The sequence below is a fragment of the Kocuria sp. PD6 genome, from assembly GCF_031844145.1.
Taxonomy (GTDB): domain Bacteria; phylum Actinomycetota; class Actinomycetes; order Actinomycetales; family Micrococcaceae; genus Kocuria; species Kocuria marina.
Genome location: NZ_JAUZUS010000005.1, coordinates 166,215 through 181,812 on the forward strand (window position 1 = coordinate 166,215; position 15,598 = coordinate 181,812).

Below are 15,598 nucleotides of genomic sequence, written 5' to 3' on the forward strand. Positions count from 1 at the left end.
CGGGCGGCCCGGGGGGCACCGCCCCCGGACGGCGCGATCGCCCACTCCGGTGTGATCCCCGAGGACGGCAGGCACGAGGGCGGCTCATGGCGGAAACCATCCGACAGATCCCGGCGAAGTATGGGGCACCGGAACACGTGTTCCACCCCCGAATGGGGTCGTACGGCCGCCGGCTCGGCGCGGCACTTCCCCCGCTGTTGCTCGTGGTCGTCGCGGTGTTCGTGATCGGGTACCGCCGCCCGGCCGGCCCCGCGATGGGCGTGCTGCTCCTGCTCGCCCTCGTGGGCCTCGTGACGGCCTACGCCTACCTGCGCCCCGCGCTCGTGGTGCTCACCGCGCACCACGTCCTGCTCTCCCGCTGGGTCGGTTTCCGGGCCGTGCCCCGCGAGCGGATCGCCCAGGTGGTCACGGTCCGGACGCTGCTCGCGGCGCGCCCGCGCAGCGGCGGGTCCCGCGGTCGACCCTGCCTCTGGTTCGTCACCCCGGCCGGGCGCTCGGCGCTCTTCCTGGACGGGACGGTCTGGGACGCGCGCACCCTGGACGAGCTGGCCCGGGCGAGCGGCGCCCAGCACGTCAACTTCCAGCGGGCCACGCCGGCGCAACTCACGGAGCACTGGCCCCGGCTCGTCGCATGGCGGGTGCGCTACCCGCGTGTGCGCTACGTCGCGACGTCGTGCGCGCTGATCGCGGCGGTCGCCCTGTTCGCCTGGTGGGCTTTCACACGGGGCCCCGCCTGATGCACCCGCCCCAGTCGGCAGCAGAGCCGTCCGGGTACGACGGCGCTCGGTTCCCACGCAGGGGCCAGGCGGGGCCCTGACCCCCCGGCTTCGGGTCCCACCGCGGGCCGTGGCGCCTCCAGCGCTGCCCTGGACCACAACGACGCTCGGTTCCTTTCGGGGGTCGGGCGGAGACGTGCCCCGCACCCTCCGACTTCCGGCCCGGCCGCGGACCGAAGCGCCCGAGCGGGCCCGGGCGGCTCCGGGTACGACGACGGCCGGTCCCCTTCTCGGGAACCGGCCGTCGTACGGTCGGCGGGCCGCGATATGCCGCGGCCCGTGCCGGACGCTCAGCGAGCAGCGGTGCTGCCGTCCATGTGGTTGCCGGTGACCGCGCCGTCGGACCGTTCGGTGGAACCCGCCGAGCCCACGTGCCGACGCGAACGCTCGATCTCCGCCTTGCGCTCCTCGTTGGCCTCGCGGGTCAGCTCCGCACCGGCCTCCGCGTCACGCGTGAGGTTCTCGCCCGTCTCCGGGTTGAACACGTGCATCTTGCGGCCGTCCAGCCAGATCTTTGCCGTGGAGCCACCGCGGATGCGGGAGGACGCGTCCAGGGAGACGACCACCTGGGCGGGCATCTCGTCAGCGTCCAGCTCTTGGGCCAGCTCGTTGAGCTTGTGCTGCACGGCGGCATCCTGCTGGTAGTGGATGTAGCCGTACTGCTGGTTGCCCAGCCACTCGGTGTGCGTGAACTCGGAGTCGAAGACGGTCCCGTGGGGGATCTTCGTCTCGTCCACGAACTTCGCGTCCTCGAAGTGCTCCGGGCGCAGGCCCAGCAGCACGATCTCGGGGGCGTTCGTGAGCTTGCCCTGCACGCGCTCCGGAACCTCGATGTCCCCGATCGGGGTGTGGAACACCGAGCCGTTCACGCGCGCCGGGATGAAGTTCATGGACGGAGCGCCGATGAACCCCGCCACGAACAGGTTGACGGGCTGTTCGTAGAGCTCCCGCGGGGACGCGATCTGCTGGAGCTGACCACGCTTGAGCACGGCCACACGGTCACCGAGGGTCATGGCCTCGGTCTGGTCGTGGGTCACGTACAGCGACGTGATGCCCATGCGGCGCTGCAGCTGCGCGATCTCCGTGCGCATCTGGCCGCGCAGCTTGGCGTCCAGGTTGGACAGGGGTTCGTCGAAGAGGAAAGCGTCCGCGTCACGCACGATCGCGCGCCCCATGGCCACGCGCTGGCGCTGACCGCCGGAGAGGTTCGCCGGCTTGCGCTCGAGGTGCTCGTTGAGGTCCAGGGTGTCCGCCGCCTCGCGCACCTTGCGGTCGATCTCCTCCTCGCTGAACTGCCCCTTGGACAGGCGCAGCGGGAAGGCGATGTTCTCGTACACCGACAGGTGCGGGTACAGCGCGTAGTTCTGGAACACCATTGAGAGGTTGCGATCACGCGGCTGCTTGTCGTTGACGCGCACCCCGTTGATGTTCAGGTCCCCGGAGGTGATGTCCTCGAGCCCCACGACCATGCGCAGGAGCGTGGACTTTCCGCAGCCGGAGGGGCCCACGAGGATCAGGAACTCGCCGTCGGCGACGTCGATGGAGATGTCGTTGACCGCGGGGAAACCGTCGTCGTACTTCTTGACGAGGTGTTCCATGGTGATTGCTGCCATGTCTACTCAGTCCTATCTATGTCTAAGCGTGGATGGTGCGGCGGGCTCAGCCCTTGACCGCGCCCTGGGTCAGGCCTGAGACGATCTGGCGCTGGAACGCCAGAACGAGCAGCACCACAGGGATGGTCACGATGATCGCCGCCGCGGAAATCGCGCCCGCAGGGGCCTCGAACTGCGAGGCGCCGGTGAAGAACGCGAGTGCCGCCGGGACGGGACGCGCCGCGGAGGTCGAGGTCAGGCCGATGCCGTACACGAAGTCGTTCCACGCGATGAAGAACGCGATGATCGCCGTGGTGAAGACACCCGGCAGCGTGAGCGGCACGATCACCTTGCGGAACGCCTGCCACGTGGTGGCGCCGTCCACCTGGGCCGCGCGGTCCAGGTCCCAGGGGATCTGCTGGAAGAACGCCGCCAGGGTCCAGATGGAGATCGGCAGGGTCAGGGACAGGTAGGGGATGATCAGGCCGAGCCACGTGTCGTAGAGCCCCACCTGGCGCCACAGGTTGAACAGCGGCGTGACGATGGAGATCACCGGGAACATCGAGACCATCAGCGCGGTGGTCAGCACGATCTTCTTGCCCGGGAAGTCCAGGCGTGCGATCGCGTAGGCGCACAGTGTCGCGAGCACGACGGCCACGAACGTGGAGATCAGTGAGATGCCGATCGAGTTCCACAGGGCCGGCAGGAACAGGTCCTTGGCATCGCCCACGAAGATCTGCTCGTAGTTGCTCGTGACGAACTTCGTGGGGATGAACTTGCCCGAGTTCAGGTCCGAGGAGGACTTGAAGGACGTCATCAAGATGGACAGGACGGGGAAAAGCGCGTAGACCAGCACCGCGATGCTGATGACGGTCCAGCCGATTTTCTGCTTGGTGCTCAACATGGCGGTTACTTCCCCTTCCCAGAGCCACCGGTGAGGTCCACCTTGAAGACCTTGATGGCCACCAGCGCGATCAGCATCACGCAGATGAACAGGATCACCGAGATGGCCGAACCAAGGCCGATTTCCAGACGACCAATGGACGTGCGGTAGGCGAGCAGCGAGAGCGTCTCGGTGCCGTACTGGCCCTTGGTCATGATGAAGACGTTGTCGAAGATGCGGAAGGCGTCCAGGGCACGGAACACCACGGCCACCATGATGGCGGCCTTCATGTTCGGCAGGACCACCTTGCTCAGGCGTTGCCATGCCGAGGCGCCGTCCACACGGGCGGCCTCGGTGAGCTCACCGGGGACCTGTGCGAGCCCGGAGAGCAGCAGCAGCGAGATGAACGGGGTGGTCTTCCAGATCTCCGAGGCCATGATCACGAACAGGGACGGGCCCGCAGAGGCAAACCAGTTGAAGTCCGGACCGATCATGGGCAGCCACGAGAGCCAGTTGTTCACGTAGCCGGTGGTGATGTCGAAGGCGTAGAACCACGCGAACGCGGAGACCACCGTGATGATGCCGTAGGGCACCAGGATGGCGGTGCGCAGCAGGCCGCGCGTGGCCTTGATCGCGCTGTGCATCACGAGCGCGAGGGCGAGGCCCAGGACGAGTTCCACGACCACCGTGACCACGGTGATCAGCAGGGTCACGCCCAGGTCCCGCCAGAACACGATATCCGACAGGGCCGTGGAGTAGTTGCCCAGGAACACGAACTCCTTGTCACCGGGTGCGGTGAGTCGGAAGGAGAACAGCGAGTCCCACAACGCCTGGACGATGGGGTACAGCGTGACCAGGAGCATGATCACGAACGCGGGGCCGGCGAGCAGCCACCCCAGTTTCCGCTCCGAACGGGCCCGGTCCGAGAGATGGCCTCTACGGCGGGACTCCTCCGGCGTGGACGCGCGAGCGCGCGAATCGACGGTGCTACTCACAACAGCGCATCTCCCTTCAGGACTTCCTGGATGAATTCGGTGGTCTCACGCGGAGTGTCCTCGGTGACTTCCGCCGGCGGGGTCCAGTTCTGCTGGATGGCCGTGGAGATCTCGTTGTAGTACGGGGTCTGCGCGCGGGGCTTCGCGGCGTCGAGGGACTTCCGGATGGTGTCGGCCATGGGGTACGCCTTCTTGACCTCGGGGTCGTCGAAGGCCTTCATGGAGGACGGCGGGTTGCCGTTGGTCGCGAAGTACTGGGCCTGGTGCTCGGGGGAGACGATGCACTGCACGGCCTCCCACGCGAGGTCCTGGTTCTCGGACTTGGCGCCCACGCCCAGGTTGATGCCGCCCAGCGGCGGGTGCGCCTCGGTGTCCGCGTCGACACGGGGCCACGTGGTCCACTTGATGTCGTCCAGCACCGACTTGTCGAGGGTGCCCTCGTCCACGGAGGCCTTCGTGGCCGAGTAGATGAACGGCCAGTTGACCATGAACGAGCCCTTGTCCCCCTGGAACTGGATCATGGAGGCGTTCTCGTCCTGGGTGGCTAGGCCGGGTCCGCCGAGGCCCTCCTTGCCGATGGTGCCGATGATCTCCGCGGCCTTCTTGCCGGCGTCGGAGTCTAGCGTGATCTTGGCGTCCTGACCGTCCTGGCCGTCCGAGACCACCTGGCCGCCAGCCGACTCCACGAGGCCGTTGACCCACACGGACATGGCCTCACCGCGCACGCCCTGCACGCCCAGGTACTTGTCCTGGGACGTGGCCGCCTTGATGAGCTGGTCCCACGTGACGGGCTCGGACATGTCCAGACCCGCCGCCTTGGCCACCGACTCGCGGTACCACAGCAGCTGCGTGTTGGCCCAGAACGGGATGGCCACGATCTCGCCGTTCCATTTGGCGCCCTCCAGCGGGCCCTCGAGGGTGTCCTTGGTGGTCGCCTCGACGACGTCGTGCGGGGGCTTGGCGAGGAAGCCGGGTTCCGCGAGCTCTGGGACATAGGGCGGGTCCAGGCTCATGATGTCCATGGACGTGTCGCCCGCGGCGAGGCGGCGGGCCAGCTGTTCGCGCTGGGACGCCGCGTCACGCGGGAGCAGCGACGTCTGGATCTTGTACTTGCCGCCGGACGCGTCTGAGCACTGCTGGGCGAGGACGTCCTGGCCGCCGTCATCCGGGTTGATGTACCACGTGAGCGTGGGCGGGCCGGACTCCCCGCCGCTGCACCCCGTGAGCAGCATGGCGGACGCCGCCGCAGCGGCCGCTACGCTGCGGACCGTGCGAGGCTTGCCAGCCCTGCGAGAGTGGTGAGTGGACTTCACAATGGTTCCTCCCCTGATGAGCGCCTGTACTGACGGAATGGGTCCGGCGCTCCCCGTAGGGATACCGGTCATTTCAGCATCTGCTCAGTGTAGGCGTGGCGTGCGTCACGGGCCGAGTGTTACCCGCTTTCGGGGATGGTGGCGTGGCGGCCGGTGTGTCAGGAGAGGAAGACCGCGGCCACCGCCATCGTGGCCATGGACACGACCGTGGTGAGCAGGACGGTGTCCCGGCACACCGTGGTGGCCCGGTCGTAGCGCACGGCCGCTACGTAGAGGTTCTGCGCGGTGGGCAGCGCGGCCATGATCACGGCCGCGTACAGGGCGTGCCCGGTGAGCCCGAGCGCCCACGCGAGCAACAGCGCGAGCCCGGGGTGCACGACGACCTTGGCCCCGGTCGCGAGCAGCGTGTCCACCCGGGTGCCGGGGGAGGCCAGGGGGCGGGAGCCCACCAGCGAGAGACCGAAGGCGAGCAGCATCGCGGGAACGGCCGCACCCGCCACGATGCGCACGGGCTCCATCGCGAGGTCGGGCAGGCGGATCCCCGTGGCCGCGGACATGATGCCCAGGGCGGAGCCCATGATGAGCGGGTTCGTCACGATGTTCTTGAGCACCGAGCCGGCCGTGGGGCGCCGCCCGCCAGTGAGGGTGTCCATGATCGTGAGGTACAGCGGCGTGTTGATCGCCAGCTGAAACAGCATCACCGGGGCCACCTGGGACGCGTCCCCCAGGACGAACAAGGCGATGGGGATCCCCAGGTTGGCGGCGTTGACCTGCCCGGCGGCCTGCGCGCCCATCACCACGGTGGCGGCGTCCCGGGAGAACACGAACCGGGAGAGCAGTGCGTACGCGATCATGGTGAGCCACGCGGACGCGGCCGCCACGAGCAGCGGCGCGGAGAAGATGTGGTGGATGTCCGCTTCGGAGATGGTGGTGAACAACAGCGGCGGGGACGCCACGTAGAACGCGAGTTTGGACAGCACCCGCTGGCCGTCCGGGCCGAGCACCCCTGCGCGCCCGATCACGTAACCCAGCCCGATCACGGCCCATACGATGAAGAACCCGGAGACGACTCCGCTCATGAGCTCATCTCCTCGCGTCGGCGGGTCCGCGCGCCCGGGTGCACCGGGAGCGCGGCAGGGTCACAGGCCCGCGACGGCCGCGTCCTCCTGGGCCTGCAGGTGGGCGCGGGCGTGCGGCGGGCGGAGCATGTCCCCCACCACGGCGTCCGCGGGGTCCGAACCGAGCGCCACGATCCTGTTGTGCTCGTCCACGTGTACCACGTGGGGTTCGTAGTTCTGCGCCTCGGCGGTGTCCATGAGACCGTACGCGATCAGGATTACCAGGTCACCCGGGTGCACCAGGTGCGCCGCGGCGCCGTTGATGCCCACGACGCCGCTACCGCGCTCGCCCGCGATCGTGTACGTCTCGAGCCGCGCACCGTTGGTGACGTCCACGATCGCCACGAGCTCGCCGGGCAGGATGTTCGCGGCGTCCAGCAGGTCCTGGTCCACCGTCACGGACCCCACGTAATGCAGGTCCGCCTGGGTCACGGTGGCCCGGTGGATCTTCCCGGTGAACATGGTGCGCAGCATGATCGCTCCTGATGCGATGGGTGGTGTGGTTCGCGGTCCAGACCCGCCGGCCGCCCGCCGTGAGGGCCGGGGCGGTGTTCGGGGCGGGTCCTCGGCGCGAAACGCCCCGGAACCAGATGGGTCCCGGGGCGTTTCACGATTCGTGCGGAGCGGCTGACGGGAATCGAACCCGCGTATCAGGCTTGGGAAGCGTGCGCTCTACCATTGAGCTACAGCCGCATCGTTCGTGCGGGACCGTGTGGTCCACGTTTGAACGCCCACCACTCTACAACACGTTTCGGTGCGTGGTTGTTCCGAGGCGTCGTGACCGGGGAGCGGGCGGGGCCGTGGGCTACCGTGGACACGTGCTCATCTCAGATCGCGACATCCGCCGCCACCTGGATTCCGGGCGCGTGCACCTGGAACCGTACGATCCCGCGATGGTCCAACCCGCGAGCGTGGACGTGCGCCTGGACCGCTGGTTCCGGCTGTTCGACAACCACAAGTACGCGCACATCGACCCCTCCCAGGAGCAGCCCGATCTCACGCGGCTCGTGGAGGTGGCCCCGGACGAGCCGTTCGTGCTGCACCCGGGGGAATTCGTGCTGGGGGCCACGTACGAGAAGGTCACCCTGCCGGACGACGTCGCGGCGCGCCTCGAGGGCAAGTCCTCCCTGGGGCGGCTGGGCCTGCTCACGCACTCGACCGCCGGGTTCATCGACCCGGGGTTCAGCGGGCACGTGACGCTCGAGCTGTCCAACATGGCCACGCTGCCCATCAAACTGTGGCCAGGTTCCAAGGTGGGGCAGTTGTGCTTCTTCCAGCTCTCCTCCGCGACCGAGCACCCGTACGGCAGCGGCGCCTACGGTAACCGCTACCAGGGCCAGCGGGGCCCCACCGCGTCGCGCAGCCACCTGAACTTCCACCGCACAATCATCGAGTGAGTTCGCGCATGGAGTGAGCCTGCGCGTGGGTGCGGCTCACACGCGGGCCGTGGTGAACCCCTCGGGAGGGCGGGGCGTGAGCAACAACAGCACGAGTCCCCCGGCCACGACCACCAGGATCCCCAGGATGCCCCAGATCTGGGCGCCCATCAGGGTCACGAACACCCCGAACAACCCGGGGGCCATGAAGCTCACCGCGCGGCCAGTGGTGGCGTACAGACCGTAGATCTCCCCGTCACGGCCCGGGGGGATGAGCCGTGCCAGGTACGTGCGCGACGCCGCCTGTGCGGGTCCCACGAACAGGCACAGTGCCAGCCCGCACACCCAGAACGCGATCTTGCCGTGCCAAAACAGCAGGGCCGTTCCCGCCACGAGCACACCCACGAGGGACGCGGTGATCACCGCGCGCGGGCCCACGGCGTCGTCGAGGGCGCCGCCCACGAACGCACCCAGCGCCGCGATGAGATTGGCCGCGACCGCGAACATGACGACCTCGGTGAGCGAGAACCCGAAGCTACCCGCGGCCAGGACCCCGCCGAATGTGAAGACCCCGGCCAGTCCGTCCCGGTAGACCGCGGAACTGAGCAGGAAGACGACCGTGGCACGCGAGACCCGCCACAGGGCCGCGATGGTGCGGAAGAGCTCGGCGTAAGCGCCCAGGATGCCGCGGTGGCGAGGCTGTGCGGGGACCGCAGCAGCGTCGTTGATGGATGCTCTGAACGGCATACTTCGCGCCTTGAGCATGAGGGGCAGGCAGAATACGAGAATCCATGCCGCGCTGAACAGTGCCACGGCGCGGTAGTTGAGGGCGTCGTCGGTGGGGATGCCCAGGAACCCGGGTGTGACGAAACCGAACAGGACGAAAGCGAGGGCGAAGATCCCGCCCACGTACCCCGCGCCCCAGCCCCACCCGGAGACCTTACCCATGTGCTGGGGACCGGCCAGCGCGGGGAGCATGGCGTTGTAACTGACCGTGGCGAACTCCTGGGCCACGCTGCCCACGGCCACGAGCCCCACGCCCAGGAACAGGAAGGCGGGATCGGGTCGAGCGAGGAACGCGAGACCCGTGCACAGGACGAGCACCACGGTGTTGCCGGTGAGGAACGTGGCGCGGGACCGCGGGGAATCGCTGAGCTGGCCGATCAGCGGCGCCGTCAACGCGATCGCGAAACCCGCAACGGTCATGGCAACGCTCAGCACCGTGGACGTGTACTCGCTCGACCCGAACGCCGGGCTCGTGAGGTAAACGGTGAAAACGAACGTGAGCATCACGGCGTTGTACGCGGACGTGCCGGTGTCCCACAGGCACCACATGAGCACGCGGGCGCGCGAACTGTCCTCGCCAGGGCGTGGGGCGCGCGGGGGACGTCCAGGGGCCGCCGTGGACGGGTGCTGACCGGTCATGGGCTCACCCTACGGGCCCTGTGCCCTCCCGCCCAGGGCCCGGCGCACCTGGGCAGTGGGGGTGCCGCGGCGAGGGGCCCGTGACGTGCGGCGAAACGGGCAGTCACCCTGCTTTGTTATGCTGGGGAACCCGAAACTGACACCCCATTTCCGCCCGGATCCCCGTGGGCCCATTCACAGGTGCTCGTGGGTAATCCGTGGCTCGAGAGGTAAGGTCCTATGATCGCGGTGCTGCTTGTCCACGGGCTCGCGGCCCTGTGTGCACCCGCGATCCTCAAGCGCACCGGACGCTCCGGCTTCTACCTCGTGGCTCTCGTCCCGCTCGCGAGTCTGATCTGGCTTTTCACCCAGACATCCCGCGCCCACGCGGACGTGGACGGGTGGACCACCACCGTGGAATGGATCCCCCAGCTGGGGATCTCGCTGTCCTTTCGGATGGATTCCCTCGCGTACATGATGTGCCTGCTGGTGCTGGGCGTGGGAGCACTCGTCCTCGCGTACTGTGCGCGCTACTTCAAGTCGGACGCCCAGGGCATCGGCCCGTTCGCCGCCCAGCTCGTGGCCTTCGCGGGCGCCATGTTCGGTCTGGTCACCGCGGACGACCTCATGGTGCTGTTCGTGTTCTGGGAGATCACCTCGGTGCTCTCCTTCCTGTTGATCTCCTATTCGCGCACCAAGCTCGCTGCGCGTCGAGCGGCCCTGCAGGCGCTCATCATCACCACCGCGGGCGGTCTGGCAATGCTCGTGGGCCTGGTGATGCTCGGCAACGCCGCCGGGACCTTCCGGATCTCCCGGGTCCTGGAGGCGGCCCCCGAGCTCCTGGGCTCCACCACGGTGGACGTGGCGCTCGTGCTGATCCTGGCCGGCGCAGTCTCCAAGTCCGCGCTGTTCCCCACCCACTTCTGGCTGCCCGCCGCCATGGCGGCGCCCACCCCGGTCTCCGCCTACCTGCACGCCGCGGCCATGGTTAAGGCCGGGATCTACCTCGTGGCGCGGCTCGCTCCCGGGTTCGTGGACACCCAGTGGTGGTTGCCCGTCACCCTGACCCTGGGCCTGGGCACCATGATCTTCGGCGGCTGGGTCGCGCTGCGCCAGTTCGACCTCAAGCTGATCCTCGCGTACGGCACGGTGAGCCAGTTGGGCTTCATCACCGCGGTCGTGGCGTTCGGCACCGCGGACACCGCGATGGCCGGCATGGGCATGGTCATCGCGCACGGTCTGTTCAAGGCCACCCTGTTCCTGAGCGTGGGCATCATCGACCACCAGGCCGGGACCCGTGACATCCGCAGGCTCTCCGGTGTGGGTCGGACGGCACCCATGCTGTTCGTGGTGGCCATGATCGGCGCGGCGTCCATGGCCGGGATCCCGCCGCTGCTCGGCTTCGTGACCAAGGAAGCCGTCCTCACCGCGTTCGTGGACCACGCCTCGGACCCGCTCGCCATGATTGCGCTCGTGTGCGTGGTGCTCGGCTCCATCCTCACCTTTGCGTACAGCGCGCGGTTCCTGTGGGGCGGCTTCGCGCGCAAGCCCGCGCAGTTCTCCGATCTCGACGCCGCCGAGGACGGTCAGTCGGTCATCGGCGAGTTCACCCCGGTGCCGTGGGCCTTCCTCGTGGCGCCTGCGGTGCTGGCCCTGCTCACGGTGGTGTTCGGCCTGTGGCCCGCTCCTGTGGAGGCCGGGATCGTGCGCTACCAGGAACAGTTCCCGGACGTCGCCGAATCCCACGTGCACCTGGTGCTGTGGCACGGGCTGACCCCGGCACTGGGACTCTCCGCGCTGATCATCGGTGTGGGCGCTCTGTTGTACGTCGCGCGTCGGCCCGTGGGCTCGTTTCAGGACCGGTTGCCGGAACTGCCCACCGGTGACTTCGTCTACCGCAAGATCATCAACGTGCTGGACATGGTCGCGGTGTGGCTCACCGGCCGGACCCAGCGTGGTTCGCTGATGTTCTACCTGTCCGTGATTCTCGTGACCGCGATCGTGGTGCCGCTCGTGGCCCTGTTCTGGAACGAGACCCCGCCGCTCGCCGGGTTCCGCTACGCGGATTCCCCGGCCCAGCTGATCACCGGGATCGCCATGATCGTGGCGGCACTGCTCGTGCTCACCGCGGGCAAGCGGTTCCTGGCCGTCCTGCTGGTCTCGGTCACGGGCTACGGCCTTGCCCTGACCTTCGCGCTCCACGGCGCGCCGGACCTCGCCCTGACCCAGACGCTCGTGGAGACGATCTCCCTCGTGGCGTTCGTCCTGGCCCTGCGTTCCCTGCCCGGCCCGCTGTGGAACCGCCGGCCCACCGGGCACCGCGTGTTGCGCGCGGTCTTCGCCGTGGGGTTCGGACTGTTCATGATGGCGCTCGCGGTGTTTTCCATGTCCTCGCGGTCGGCGGAACGGATCTCCCTGGAACTGCCGCGGATGGCCTACGAGATGGGCGACGGCGCCAACGTGGTCAACGTCCTGCTCGTGGACATCCGCGCGTGGGACACCATGGGCGAGATCACCGTGCTCGCGGTGGCCGCCACGGGCATCGCGTCCCTGATCTTCGTCAAGGGACGCGGGGACCGCTTGCGCAGCGACCGTCACGAGTTGGACACCCAGCAGCTGAAGATCGTGCGTGGCGCGGACTCCGCAGCGCACTTCCCGCACGCGAACACCCAACAGCTCGAAGTCGCCCGCCGGTTCACCTCCCGCCCGGACGTGGACCCGTTCCTGCTCGCGGGGCGCACGCTCGCCCCGGAGCGGCGCTCGATCATCTTCGAGGTCGTGGCCCGGCTGCTGTTCCACACCTTCATGCTCGTGTCCTTCTACCTGCTCATCGCGGGGCACAACATCCCCGGTGGTGGCTTCGCCGGCGGCCTGATGGCCTCCCTCGCCCTGACCCTGCGCTACCTCGCGGGCGGACGCTACGAGCTCGAGCGCGCGACCCCGGTCAACGCGGGCTGGATGCTCGGCGCGGGCCTGGCGATCGCCTCCCTGTACGCGATCGTCCCCGTGTTCTTCGGCGGGGCCGTGATGGAGAGCTACACGTTCGAGTGGGACATGCTCGTCTTCGGTCACGTCAAGTTCGTCACCGCCGTGATCTTCGACATCGGTGTCTACCTGATCGTGGTGGGCCTGGTACTGGACATCCTGCGCTCCCTGGGCGGGCGGATCGATGAACGGATCGAGCGTTCCGCCGTGGAGTCCCGGAAGAAGCGCGCGGGCCGCGGCGCCCGGATCCGCCTGACCCGTAACGGTCCCGAGGTCACCGCGCACAGGGCGGACGACCCCGACGCTCCCGAGGGCTCCTTGGTCTCCGGGGACGAGCCCCAGGAGGCACAGCGATGACCGTGAATCTCACACTCCTGGTAGTCATGGGTGTGCTGTTCTCCGTGGGGGTCTACCTCCTGCTGGAACGCTCGCTCACCCGTGTACTGCTGGGCATCATGCTGCTCACCAACGGGGCCAACCTGCTGATCCTGCACACGAGCGGCACGCCCGGCATCGCGCCGTTGTACGACGCCGCCCGCGACCCCTCGGAGTACTCGGACCCGCTGCCGCAGGCGCTCGTGCTCACCTCGATCGTGATCTCGCTCGCCACGACCGCCTTCATCCTCAGCATGATCTGGCGTTCGTGGATCCTGGCCCGCCGGGACGAGATCCAGGACGACCTCCAGGACCGCCGCGTCGCGCAGCAGTCCTCGTACGACGCCGAGGACGACGACGCCCTGCCGCAGGACACCTCCGAGTTCAACCACGCGGACGCCCGGTTCGCACCGTCGCGTCACAACGAGGAAGAGGCCGCCGAATCGCCTGGTCACTACAGGGCCGAGAAGTTCTCCGAGGTGCGAGGGAGGAGCCCGCATGACCACTGATCCGGCACAGTTCGCGCCGCTCGCGGTCCTGATCCCGTTCCTCGGCGCCGCCCTGAACTTCATCATCGTCCACCGCAACCGGCTGCAGCGCGGGGTGACCGTGGGCGCCATGGTGCTCACGCTGATCCTGAACGCGTTCATGCTCGCGAACGTATGGAACCAGGGTCCGCAGGTCGTGCACCTGGGGGACTGGGCCGCCCCGTACGGCATCGTGATGGTCGTGGACCAGTTGTCCGCGCTCATGCTCGTGGTCTCCGTGGTGGTGTCCCTCGCGGTGTTGATCTATGCGGTCAGCGAGGGTGTGGCCAGCGGGGACGACGAGGGCCCCATCTCCATCTTCTACCCCACGTTCCTGTTGCTGGTCGCGGGTGTGTCCCACGCGTTCCTCGCGGGTGACCTCTTCAACCTCTATGTGGGCTTCGAGATCCTGTTGACCGCCTCCTACGTCCTGCTCACCATGGGTGGCACGGCGCAGCGGATCCGCGCGGGCGTGACCTACGTGGTCGTCTCGGTGATCTCCTCGATCCTGTTCCTGATCTCCCTGGGGATGATCTACGGCGCCACCGCCACCGTGAACATGGCGGACCTGTCCGTGAAGCTCGCGGACCTGCCGCAGGGCACCCAGATGCAGTTGCACCTGATGCTGCTGATCGCGTTCGGTGTCAAGGCCGCGATCTTCCCGTTGTCCTTCTGGCTGCCCGACTCCTACCCGACCGCGTCCGCACCGGTGACCGCGGTGTTCGCGGGCCTGTTGACCAAGGTGGGCGTCTACTCGATCATCCGCACCGAGACCCTGTTGTTCCCCGGGACGCAGATCAAAGATCTGCTGATGTGGGTCGCGTTGCTGACCATGATCGTGGGCATCCTGGGCGCGCTCGCCCAGATCGACATCAAACGTATGCTCTCGTTCACGCTGATCAGTCACATCGGCTACATGATCTTCGGCATCGCACTGGGCACGCAGGCCGCCCTGGCCGCGGTGGTCTACTACATCGCGCATCACATCGTGATCCAGACCAGCCTGTTCCTGGTCGCCGGGCTGATCGAGCGCCGCGGTGGCTCCACCAACGTGGACCGCCTCGCCGGGATGCTCAAGATCTCTCCGCTGCTGGGGGTGCTGTACATGATCCCGGCCCTGAACCTGGGCGGCATCCCGCCGTTCTCGGGCTTCCTGGGCAAGGTGGCCCTCCTGGAGGCCGGTGTCGAGGCCGGGACGTGGCTGAGCTACCTACTCGTGGGCGTGTCCGTGTTCGTCTCGCTGCTCACGCTCATGGCCCTGATCCGCGTGTGGAACCGCGTGTTCCTGCGCAACGTGGACGACGCCGAGTACCCGGACCCCGTGCTGCGCGCCACCACCGCGGAGGGCCGCCGCCCCCGCACGTCCCGCGCGGTGGCGGGCAAGTCCGGCAGCCGCTTCTCCGGCCGGTCCCCCGTGGTGCTGCTGCCCGGGACCATGGTGGGCGCGACCACCGCGCTCGTGGCGGTGGGTGTGGCACTCACAGTCTTCGCCGGGCCGCTGTTCGATCTCGCGGACAACGCGTCCGAGAACCTGAGCAATCCGGATCGATACGTCAATGCCGTGCTGGCCCCCGTGGGTCCCGGTGGTGTGAGCGAGGAGGGCCGATGAGTACGTCCCCGATGCAGCGACGCTCCCGGAACTCCTTGCGGGCCGAGCTGCCCCTGATCCTGTGGCTCGTGGTCGTGTGGGGTGCCCTGTGGGGTGACTGGAGCGTGGGCAACCTGGTCTTCGGGTTGATCCTCGCGGTGCTCGTGACCCGCACGCTCACGCTGCCCCCGGTGCGGTTGTCCGGGCGGTTCAACGTCCTGCATTTCGCGCTGTTCGTGGTCACATTCATCTGGCAGGTGGCCCGGGCCAGCATCCACGTGTTCGGTGTCGCGCTCATGCAGGGCCCCAAGGTGCACAACGCAGTGCTGCGGGTGAAGCTGCGGCAGAACAATGACCTGCTCATGACGGCCGTGGGTCACACCATGGCGCTGATCCCGGGCTCGCTCGTGGTGGAGGTGGATCGCGGCAACGGGATCCTGTACTTCCACGTGCTGGACGTCTCCACGCCGGGGGAAGCGGAGTCGTTCCGGGAGTCCGCGCTTAATATCGAGGCGGCGTGGATCAAGATCATGGGTTCCAAGGAGGACCTCGCGAAACTGGAGGCCTCGGGTGACGCGGGCGGCGCGGACGCCTCCGGTGCCGTCGCGTCGCCGACCACCAAGATGAACAAGGCCCTGGACGGCCGTGGGGAGGAGCGGCCATGAC

13 protein-coding genes and 1 tRNA gene are annotated in these 15,598 nt (G+C 68.2%); 6 read left to right on the top strand and 8 right to left on the bottom strand.

Annotated features, from left to right (window positions below; all coding sequences use genetic code 11):
• Window positions 1-86 precede the first annotated feature (86 nt).
• Window positions 87-737 carry a hypothetical protein gene (locus Q9R22_RS06430; RefSeq protein WP_131332296.1) on the top strand — a complete coding sequence of 217 codons (651 nt, stop codon included), beginning with the start codon at window positions 87-89 and terminating at the stop codon, window positions 735-737.
• A gap of 329 nt (window positions 738-1,066) precedes the next feature.
• Here the strand turns inward: Q9R22_RS06430 and Q9R22_RS06435 are convergent, their stop codons facing one another.
• The 7 genes from Q9R22_RS06435 to Q9R22_RS06465 form a co-directional block, all read right to left on the bottom strand.
• Window positions 1,067-2,389, bottom strand: coding sequence for an ABC transporter ATP-binding protein (locus Q9R22_RS06435; protein ID WP_239319422.1), 1,323 nt, complete (start codon window positions 2,387-2,389; stop codon window positions 1,067-1,069).
• Between the two features lie 46 nt (window positions 2,390-2,435).
• Entirely contained in the window at window positions 2,436-3,272 is an 837-nt protein-coding gene (locus Q9R22_RS06440) for a carbohydrate ABC transporter permease (protein ID WP_064847496.1), read from the bottom strand.
• A 5-nt stretch (window positions 3,273-3,277) separates the two neighbouring features.
• On the bottom strand, window positions 3,278-4,246 hold the full coding sequence (locus Q9R22_RS06445; protein ID WP_131332297.1) for a carbohydrate ABC transporter permease: 969 nt from the start codon (window positions 4,244-4,246) through the stop codon (window positions 3,278-3,280).
• Window positions 4,243-5,559 (bottom strand): extracellular solute-binding protein, encoded by a 1,317-nt coding sequence (locus Q9R22_RS06450; RefSeq protein WP_242670574.1) that lies wholly within the window; start codon window positions 5,557-5,559, stop codon window positions 4,243-4,245. The genes Q9R22_RS06445 and Q9R22_RS06450 overlap by 4 nt, the downstream gene beginning before the upstream one ends.
• A gap of 158 nt (window positions 5,560-5,717) precedes the next feature.
• Window positions 5,718-6,638, bottom strand: coding sequence for an AEC family transporter (locus Q9R22_RS06455; protein WP_131332299.1), 921 nt, complete (start codon window positions 6,636-6,638; stop codon window positions 5,718-5,720).
• A 60-nt stretch (window positions 6,639-6,698) separates the two neighbouring features.
• Window positions 6,699-7,151: an aspartate 1-decarboxylase gene (gene panD / locus Q9R22_RS06460; RefSeq protein WP_085106147.1), complete on the bottom strand. Its 453-nt coding sequence runs from the start codon at window positions 7,149-7,151 to the stop codon at window positions 6,699-6,701.
• A gap of 148 nt (window positions 7,152-7,299) precedes the next feature.
• A tRNA-Gly gene (locus Q9R22_RS06465) sits at window positions 7,300-7,370 on the bottom strand.
• A 125-nt stretch (window positions 7,371-7,495) separates the two neighbouring features.
• Between Q9R22_RS06465 and dcd the strand changes: the two genes are divergently transcribed.
• Window positions 7,496-8,074, top strand: coding sequence for a dCTP deaminase (gene dcd, locus Q9R22_RS06470; protein ID WP_085106262.1), 579 nt, complete (start codon window positions 7,496-7,498; stop codon window positions 8,072-8,074).
• A 36-nt stretch (window positions 8,075-8,110) separates the two neighbouring features.
• On the opposite strand, the gene Q9R22_RS06475 is transcribed toward dcd, so the two are convergent.
• Complete coding sequence (locus Q9R22_RS06475; RefSeq protein ID WP_311254127.1) at window positions 8,111-9,478, bottom strand: MFS transporter; 1,368 nt, start codon at window positions 9,476-9,478, stop codon at window positions 8,111-8,113.
• 219 nt (window positions 9,479-9,697) lie between these two features.
• Here Q9R22_RS06475 and Q9R22_RS06480 point away from each other — a divergent pair, with 219 nt between their 5' ends.
• The 4 genes from Q9R22_RS06480 to Q9R22_RS06495 are packed head-to-tail and all read left to right on the top strand — an operon-like array spanning window position 9,698 to window position 15,597.
• Window positions 9,698-12,799, top strand: coding sequence for a Na+/H+ antiporter subunit A (locus Q9R22_RS06480; RefSeq protein ID WP_131332301.1), 3,102 nt, complete (start codon window positions 9,698-9,700; stop codon window positions 12,797-12,799).
• Window positions 12,796-13,326 carry a Na(+)/H(+) antiporter subunit C gene (locus tag Q9R22_RS06485; protein WP_131332302.1) on the top strand — a complete coding sequence of 177 codons (531 nt, stop codon included), beginning with the start codon at window positions 12,796-12,798 and terminating at the stop codon, window positions 13,324-13,326. Before Q9R22_RS06480 ends, Q9R22_RS06485 begins: the two co-directional genes overlap by 4 nt.
• Window positions 13,316-14,953 carry a Na+/H+ antiporter subunit D gene (locus tag Q9R22_RS06490; protein WP_131332303.1) on the top strand — a complete coding sequence of 546 codons (1,638 nt, stop codon included), beginning with the start codon at window positions 13,316-13,318 and terminating at the stop codon, window positions 14,951-14,953. Before Q9R22_RS06485 ends, Q9R22_RS06490 begins: the two co-directional genes overlap by 11 nt.
• Window positions 14,950-15,597, top strand: a complete 648-nt coding sequence (locus Q9R22_RS06495; RefSeq protein WP_131332304.1) for a Na+/H+ antiporter subunit E — start codon at window positions 14,950-14,952, stop codon at window positions 15,595-15,597. Before Q9R22_RS06490 ends, Q9R22_RS06495 begins: the two co-directional genes overlap by 4 nt.
• The last annotated feature ends 1 nt before the right edge of the window (window position 15,598 follow it).

Bases quoted from the DNA above. Each gene is read 5' to 3' on its own strand.
- Q9R22_RS06430 (WP_131332296.1), top strand. From the start codon at position 87: ATGGCGGAAACCATCCGACAGATCCCGGCGAAGTATGGGGCACCGGAA.
- Q9R22_RS06435 (WP_239319422.1), bottom strand. From the start codon at position 2,389: ATGGCAGCAATCACCATGGAACACCTCGTCAAGAAGTACGACGACGGT.
- Q9R22_RS06440 (WP_064847496.1), bottom strand. From the start codon at position 3,272: ATGTTGAGCACCAAGCAGAAAATCGGCTGGACCGTCATCAGCATCGCG.
- Q9R22_RS06455 (WP_131332299.1), bottom strand. From the start codon at position 6,638: ATGAGCGGAGTCGTCTCCGGGTTCTTCATCGTATGGGCCGTGATCGGG.
- panD (WP_085106147.1), bottom strand. From the start codon at position 7,151: ATGCTGCGCACCATGTTCACCGGGAAGATCCACCGGGCCACCGTGACC.
- Q9R22_RS06475 (WP_311254127.1), bottom strand. From the start codon at position 9,478: ATGACCGGTCAGCACCCGTCCACGGCGGCCCCTGGACGTCCCCCGCGC.
- Q9R22_RS06480 (WP_131332301.1), top strand. From the start codon at position 9,698: ATGATCGCGGTGCTGCTTGTCCACGGGCTCGCGGCCCTGTGTGCACCC.
- Q9R22_RS06485 (WP_131332302.1), top strand. From the start codon at position 12,796: ATGACCGTGAATCTCACACTCCTGGTAGTCATGGGTGTGCTGTTCTCC.
- Q9R22_RS06490 (WP_131332303.1), top strand. From the start codon at position 13,316: ATGACCACTGATCCGGCACAGTTCGCGCCGCTCGCGGTCCTGATCCCG.
- Q9R22_RS06495 (WP_131332304.1), top strand. From the start codon at position 14,950: ATGAGTACGTCCCCGATGCAGCGACGCTCCCGGAACTCCTTGCGGGCC.